At 72.3% G+C, this 6,497-nt stretch carries 5 protein-coding genes, 1 other RNA gene and 2 pseudogenes; 4 read left to right on the top strand and 4 right to left on the bottom strand.

The window, feature by feature from the left end; translation table 11 throughout:
• Positions 1-235: pseudogene (locus tag FPZ41_RS43830) on the top strand (hypothetical protein); the annotation flags it as partial.
• A gap of 137 nt (positions 236-372) precedes the next feature.
• Entirely contained in the window at positions 373-1,041 is a 669-nt protein-coding gene (locus FPZ41_RS43825) for an SDR family NAD(P)-dependent oxidoreductase (RefSeq protein WP_152870167.1), read from the top strand.
• Positions 1,042-1,118: 77 nt separating this feature from the next.
• On the opposite strand, the gene rnpB is transcribed toward FPZ41_RS43825, so the two are convergent.
• The 3 genes and pseudogenes from rnpB to FPZ41_RS43800 form a co-directional block, all read right to left on the bottom strand.
• Positions 1,119-1,534: RNase P RNA component class A (gene rnpB, locus FPZ41_RS43820), an RNA gene on the bottom strand.
• Between the two features lie 118 nt (positions 1,535-1,652).
• Positions 1,653-2,369: pseudogene (locus FPZ41_RS50510) on the bottom strand (DMT family transporter); the annotation flags it as partial.
• A 200-nt stretch (positions 2,370-2,569) separates the two neighbouring features.
• On the bottom strand, positions 2,570-3,391 hold the full coding sequence (locus FPZ41_RS43800; protein WP_322621501.1) for an AraC family transcriptional regulator: 822 nt from the start codon (positions 3,389-3,391) through the stop codon (positions 2,570-2,572).
• A 146-nt stretch (positions 3,392-3,537) separates the two neighbouring features.
• Between FPZ41_RS43800 and FPZ41_RS43795 the strand changes: the two genes are divergently transcribed.
• Together FPZ41_RS43795 and FPZ41_RS43790 are read left to right on the top strand one after the other, a co-directional pair.
• Entirely contained in the window at positions 3,538-4,323 is a 786-nt protein-coding gene (locus tag FPZ41_RS43795) for a MerR family transcriptional regulator (protein WP_131572111.1), read from the top strand.
• Positions 4,320-5,009, top strand: coding sequence for a hypothetical protein (locus FPZ41_RS43790; RefSeq protein ID WP_152870161.1), 690 nt, complete (start codon positions 4,320-4,322; stop codon positions 5,007-5,009). The genes FPZ41_RS43795 and FPZ41_RS43790 overlap by 4 nt, the downstream gene beginning before the upstream one ends.
• Here the strand turns inward: FPZ41_RS43790 and FPZ41_RS43785 are convergent.
• A complete protein-coding gene (locus FPZ41_RS43785) occupies positions 4,960-6,477 on the bottom strand; it encodes an RNB domain-containing ribonuclease (RefSeq protein ID WP_152870158.1) in 1,518 nt (505 codons plus the stop codon). The genes FPZ41_RS43790 and FPZ41_RS43785 overlap by 50 nt on opposite strands.
• Between the last annotated feature and the right edge of the window lie 20 nt (positions 6,478-6,497).

Genomic DNA, 6,497 nt, shown 5'->3' with positions numbered 1-6,497 from the left:
GGGAGGCGGGGATGAGCATGCCCACCCTCGCGCTCGCCTGGGTCCTGCGCCGCACCGAGGCGCCTCCGCCATCACCGGCGCCTCCCGCCCCGAACAGGTCCACACCAACGCCGCCGCATCCGGCGTCACCTTGTCCGACGACCTACTGACCGCCGTCGACCAGGCATTCGGCGACGTCCCCATCACCGAACCGACCCTGGCCGTCGCGGCCGTGGAGGGCGTCAAGCATCGGTGACCCGCGGCAGCCGGGCAACGGGGCGGCGCGCTGCTCCTTCCGACCATGAGACGGGGCCTGACAGTGACTCCCTCGGGTGCGGCGGACTGCCTAGCCTTTCGGTGATCGCGAGAAATGAGAAAAGAGAAAGAGGAACGATGACCACCATCGCCATCATCGGCGCCGGCCCCGGTGTCGGCCTTGCCGTGGCCCGCCGGTTCGGTCGTGAGGGATTCGCCGTCGCGCTGCTGTCGCGTCGTCAGACGAGCGTGGACGAGCTCGCGGCCACGCTGGAGTCCGAGGGCGTCACCGCGCGCGGTTTCGCGGCGGACGTACGCGACCCGGAGTCGGTCGAGCGGGCCCTCGCCTCCGCATCGGCGTCGCTCGGCCCGATCGAGGTGCTCCAGTACAGTCCGCTTCCGCAGCGCGAGTTCCTCCGTCCCGTCCTGGAGACGAGCCGCGAGGACTTCGCGACCGCGCTCCAGTTCTCCCTGTTCGGCGCCATGGCGGCCACGCAGCAGGTACTGGAGGACATGCGCAGCACCGGCCGTGGAACGCTCGTCTTCGTCAACGGCGGAACCGCGGCACGGCCCAGGACCGATTTCGCGGGCACGTCCGTGGCCTTCGCCGCCGAGAGCGCCTACGCCAGCACGTTGCACGACGCGTTGAAGCAGGACGGCATCCACGTCACCCAGCTGATCATCCCGGGTGCCATCCCCGCCGAGGACCCCGAGCGCGGCCCGGCCGCCGTCGCCGACCGCATCTGGCAGCTCCACCGGGAACGTGACGGATTCCGCCATTTCCTCACACCGATGGACGAGGACTGAACCCACACCCACCCACGGCTGAGCCGACTTCGAGACCGGGAAAGCGGGCACGGGGCGCCGACTGAAATGTGAAACGACAGACGAGTCGGGACATACGCCGGGTTCTGTTCCCCGAGGTCCTCGCGGGCCTCGGGGCGACGGCCATCCATCTAGGGCCGGCGTTGCCGCCGGCCTCGTGCGGTCTACCCGCGGACTCGGGCGGGCAGCCCTCGAACGTCCGCGCAGAGCGCGTTTTACGGCGCTCCTCTTGACCTTGCTCCGGGTGGGGTTTACCTAGCTGCCCAGGTCACCCTGGGCACTGGTGGTCTCTTACACCACCGTTTCACCCTTACCGAGGGCCGTACGGATACGGTCCCCGGCGGTCTGCTTTCTGTGGCACTGTCCCGCGGGTCACCCCGGGTGGCCGTTAGCCATCACCCTGCCCTGTGGAGCCCGGACGTTCCTCGGGGAGCACCCCGTCAGGGGGACTCCACGCGGCCGTCCGCCCGGCTCGTCTGCCGTGTCGACCATGCTACCCGGCGTGCGCGCCCCCTCGGGCCGGCGGGCGCCGTGGCCAGGAGCGAGCCCGCCAGGATGAGGGCGAAGGAGGCGAGTACGGCTGCCGTGAGCTGTTCGTCCAGGAATACCGCACCTGCCGCGACCGCCACCGCCGGGTTGACGTACGTGAAGACGGTGGAGCGTGTCGGGCCCGCCTCGCGGATCAGTTCCAGGAAGACGACGAAGGCCAGTGCCGTGCAGATCACGCCCAGGCCGAGGAGAGAAGCCAGGACCGAGGGCGCGGGCATCGACGTCGGCCACGTCGCCGCTGCCGCGGGGGCGTAGACGAGGGCCGCCAGGGCGAGGCAGGGTGCGATCAGCTGGAGCGTGGGGACCTGCCTCAGGTGGCGGGCAATGATCAGCGGGGCCGTGGCGTAGCCCAGGACCGTGACCCCCACCTCCGCCAGGGAGCGGGCGTCGCCGCCGGTGAGGTGCGGGGCGGTGAGGACCGCCACTCCGGCCAGTCCCAGGGCCAGGCCGACAACACGGCGGACGCCCAGCCTCTCCGTGTCGCCGAAGAAGCGCGCCAGGACGACCCCGACGATCGGTACGCCCGCTATCAGCAGACCCGCCGTGGAGCTGGAGAGGTGACGTTCGGCGTCGGTCAGGGTCCACCAGGGGCCGATGATCTCGATGACGGAGAAGGCGAGCATCGGGCGCCAGTGGGTGCGCAGGACCTGGGCCAGGCCCCCTTGGCGCAGGGCGAAGGGGAGCAGGAGGGCCGCTCCCAGTGCGCAGCGCGTGAACACCACCATCGACGGGGACACGGCGTCCACCGCCACTTTGATCATCAGGTAGGGGATGCCCCAGAGGACTCCCATCAGGGAGAAGAGGAGCCAGCCTCGTGCAGTCATACGGTGAGTTTCGGGCGCGCGGTCGAAGTTCGTCTTGAACGCTGTTGCGCCCCCGCGCCCAGCCACACGCCTCCTCCGGCCCCCCACGGCTCCTACAGCTCCTACAGCTCCTACAGCTCCTACAGCTCCTACAGCTCCTACAGCTTCGAGGACACCCCTCTGCGGTACGCCGCCGGTGTCACCCCCAGCACCCGCCTGAACCACCGCGTCATGTGCGCCTGGTCCGCGAAGCCCACCTGTCCGGCCACCTCCGCGGGGCGCCCGCCCGCCTCCAGCAGGCCGCGGGCCCGCGTGACCCGGTACTGGGCGAGCCAGGCGTACGGGGGCATCCCCGTCGTCGTACGGAAGGCGCGCAGGAGCTGGTAGCGGGACAGGCCCAGGTCGGCGGCCAGGTCGGCGAGGGAGGGCGGGGCGAGGAGTTCGTCGGCGAGGCGGTCGCGTACGGCGCGCGCGATGGTGCTCGCTCCGGGAATCGTGTCCGGGGCCGGGCGGGCCGTGGAGTGGCGGCGGGCGAGGACGGTGAGCAGCCAGGGGAGGCGGGATTCCGTCTCCAACGGGTCGGGGCAGACGCTGAGTTCGGCGTGTGCGGAGAGCAGGGCCGTGGCCAGTTCCGGGTCGTCGATGAGGGGGGCGCGGAAGTGGGGGGTGTCGGTGAGCGTGCCGTCTGCCAGGAGGGACGGGGCCGGGTACAGGGCTCGGTACGCGTAGCCGTGCGGGTCGGCGATGCCGGTGTGCGCCTCGCCGGGGGCCAGGACGACGATCGCGCCGGGGCCCGCGTGGACGCCGCCGCCCCGGTAGTCGATGAACGACGCGCCCGTCGTGCAGATGCCCACGCTGAACTCGTCGTGCGCGTGCGGGGCGTAACGGTGGCGGGCGAAGCGGGCGGTGAGCAGGTCGAGCGGGCCGCCGTCGCGGCCGAGGGTGGCACGGGTCCAGCAGGCCTGCTCGCGTCCGCTCACTTCGCGCTCCTTCCTCCACCGGCCGCCCAAGGCTACGCCCGGCGGTTCAGAGAAGGACTCGGAGAAAGACTCAGGGGACGTCCGAAGTCTCCACGTGGGTCGACGTGGCTTGACCCTGCCGCAACGTCAACGTTTCTACTGATGGCATGCGGATCGGAGAACTGGCCACGGCAGTCGGAGTCACCACACGTACGGTGCGGCACTACCACCACCTCGGGCTGCTGCCTGAACCGGAGCGGCGGTCGAACGGGTATCGGGACTACTCTCTGCGGCACGCGGTCGTGCTCGCGCGGATCCGGCGGCTGACCGAGTTGGGGCTCGGTCTCGCCGAGGTGCGGGACGTGCTCGCGGACGACGCGGGGCGCGACCTCGCCGAGGTGCTCGCGGAGCTGGACGAGGACCTGGCGCGGCAGGAGGCCGCGATCCGGGAACGGCGGGAGCGGCTGCGCGCGCTCATGGCCGACGCCGAACAGGGGCGGCTGCCCGCCGAGGGGCCCGTCTCGCCCGAACTCACCGCCCTGTTCCGGGAGATGGCCGAGAGGGACGGCGAGGGATACGCGTCCGCCATGGCCGCGAAGGACCGCGAGATGCTCGCGTTCATCGAGACCTCGGCTCCGCCGGAGGTCCGAGAGAGCATGCTGGCCTCGCTGCGGGCCGCTTTCCAGGCGCCGGGTGCGGTGGAGCGGTGGCACCAGGTGTACGCGCTGCTGGACGCCCTCGCCGACGCGGACCCCGGCGATCCACGGGTGGAGGAGGCGGCTCTGGCGCTCGCCGGCTCCATGCCGGAGGCCCTGGTCCCGGACGGTGGCGGGGTCGGCGGCGGAATCGACGAGCACAGCAGCTTCCTGCGCGCCCTCTACGCCGACTTCGCCCCGGCCCAGGCCGAGGCCGTCCGACGGGCGCTGCGGATCGTCACGGAGGGACCCCGATGAGGGCCGCCGCGCGCATCCCTTCCGTCCTCGTACGGCATGAACTGCTCTTGCTGGCCGCCATCGTGCGGTGGCTTGGGCGGCGGCCCCACGGCGTCGGCGACGGGCGGCGGGGGTTCGGGTACGCGCGCGGGCAGGGGGCCATGCTGTTCGGGTTCGGGTTCGTGTGCGCGATCGAGACGGCCGCGTTGTCCGTGCTGTTGCGTGGTTTTCCGCTCCTGCACCTGGTCTTCCTGGTCGTCGACCTCTACACGATCCTGATGGTCGTCGGGCTGCACGCGTCCTCCGTGACCCGCCCGCACGTCCTCAGCGCCACGGACCTGCGGCTGCGCCGGTTCGCCACCGTCGACCTGAGCGTGCCCCTCGCCTCCGTCGCCGCCGTGCACCGCGAGCTGCGCACCACGCACGAGAAGCGCGAGGGCGAACTCGACCTGGTGGTCGGCTCGCAGACGTCCATCACCCTCGAACTGGCCGAGCCCGTCACGTACCGGACCTTCTTCGGGCGGAGCCGGACCGTACGGCTGGTGCGCTTCCACGCGGACGAGCCGGACGTCCTGGTGACGGAGCTCAGGCAGGCGCTCAGGCCGGAACTCGGGCAGAAGCCCGCGCAGGAGCTGGGGCAGAAACTCGGGCAGGAGCTCAAGCCGGGGCGAACAGCACCTTCGCCGCTTCCGGATCCGTCCGCGTGAGGTCCGCCCGGGTGAGCCGTACGCTCAGCCGCTCGCCCAGCGGCAGCTGCTCGCCGTAGCCCTCGATGCGCCCGACGACCGCGGGGGTCTCCAGCTGGACGGTGCCCACGGTGGGCCGGCGTTCCGCCCGGTCCACCACGTACCCGTCGAAGACGTCCCCCACCCGGTCCCTGAGCAGTGCGGCCTCGACGATGTCCACACACGCGCTCTCGACGGCGTCCGCCCGACGGGCGCCCTCGGCCATCTCCCCGGGCAGCGCGTCGAGGGCGGCGAGCACCCAGTCGGGGATCTCCTCGCCCGCGGCCGCCGCGAGGCAGATCTCGGCGGTGTACCGGTCGACGAGACGCCGGAGCGGGGCCGTGCAGTGGGCGTAGGGGGCGGCGACGGCGGAGTGCGTGGTGATGTCGGGCAGAGCACCGTTCCGGAAGACGGTGTAGCCCGCGCCACGCAGCAGTGTCGTGCACTCCAGGAGGAAGGCCGCGTGGCGCGGCTCGTACGGGTCGAGGGAGCGGACGAGGCGGGCGTACGAGACGTGGTGCGGCCAGTCCACGTGCAGGGCCGCCGCGGTACGGCGCAGCCGGCCCACCGCTCCCCCGGGCACGGCCGGAAGCGTCCGCAGGACGCCGGTGCCGTGGGCGAGCATCAGGTCGGCCGCGGCCATGCCGGTGAGCAGGGAAATCTGCGCGTACCAGCCCTCGGCGGGGAGAGGGGCGCGGTAGGTGAGCGTGTACTCGCCGTCCCGCTCGACGATCTCCTGTTCGGGCACGGTGAGGGAGATACCGGCGCGCTCGACCTCCAGCCGCTCGCGCAGTTGCCCGATCTCCTCCAGGAGGGCGACCGGTTCCCCGGCGGTCCCCGTGTCGATCTGCTTCTGCACGTCCTCGTGGCTCAGCCGGGCGCGGCTGCGGACGAGGGCGCGGCGCACGTCGGTGGCCCGTACGCGGCCATCCGCGTCGAGGTCGACGGTCCACAGCACGGCGGGACGCGTCCGCTCCGGGAGCAGGCCGGCGGCGTCCTCGGAGAGCCGGGGCGGGTGCAGGGGCACCTTCTCGTCGGGGAAGTACAGGGTCGTCACCCGGCGGTGGGTCTCGGCGTCGAGGGCGGAGCCGGGGGCGACGAAGGCGGCGATGTCGGCGACGGCGTACCGGACTCGGTAGCCGCCGAAGCCGTTGTGGCCACGGTAGCCGCCGTGGCCGCCGTGGCCTCCAGTCCTGCGGGACAGGTGCAGCGCCTGGTCGAGGTCGGTGGAGCCGGGCGGGGCGACGGTGAAGAAGGGGATGTCCGTGGCGTCGTACGACGGCGGGGGCGCAGCTCGGGCGGCGGGTTCGGCCCGTTCGGCCCGTTCGGCCTCTGCGACCACCTCCGGTGGGAAGCCCGCGGGCACGTCGAGTTCGGTGCGCAGGGCGCGCAGGGCCACCCGCAAGGGGGACTCCGGGTCCCCGGTGACGCGTAGGTGGCGGCGGGGCATGGGTCGAGCGTAGGGCGGGG

The organism is Streptomyces acidicola (assembly GCF_009377235.1).
Classification (GTDB): Bacteria; Actinomycetota; Actinomycetes; order Streptomycetales; family Streptomycetaceae; genus Streptomyces; species Streptomyces acidicola.
The sequence above is the reverse complement of the archived record's forward strand: the minus strand, read 5'-3'. Positions and strand labels throughout refer to the sequence as shown.

Excerpts from the sequence above, each read along its gene's own strand:
- FPZ41_RS43825 (WP_152870167.1), top strand. The coding sequence starts at position 373 with ATGACCACCATCGCCATCATCGGCGCCGGCCCCGGTGTCGGCCTTGCC.
- FPZ41_RS43795 (WP_131572111.1), top strand. The coding sequence starts at position 3,538 with ATGCGGATCGGAGAACTGGCCACGGCAGTCGGAGTCACCACACGTACG.
- FPZ41_RS43790 (WP_152870161.1), top strand. The coding sequence starts at position 4,320 with ATGAGGGCCGCCGCGCGCATCCCTTCCGTCCTCGTACGGCATGAACTG.
- FPZ41_RS43785 (WP_152870158.1), bottom strand. The coding sequence starts at position 6,477 with ATGCCCCGCCGCCACCTACGCGTCACCGGGGACCCGGAGTCCCCCTTG.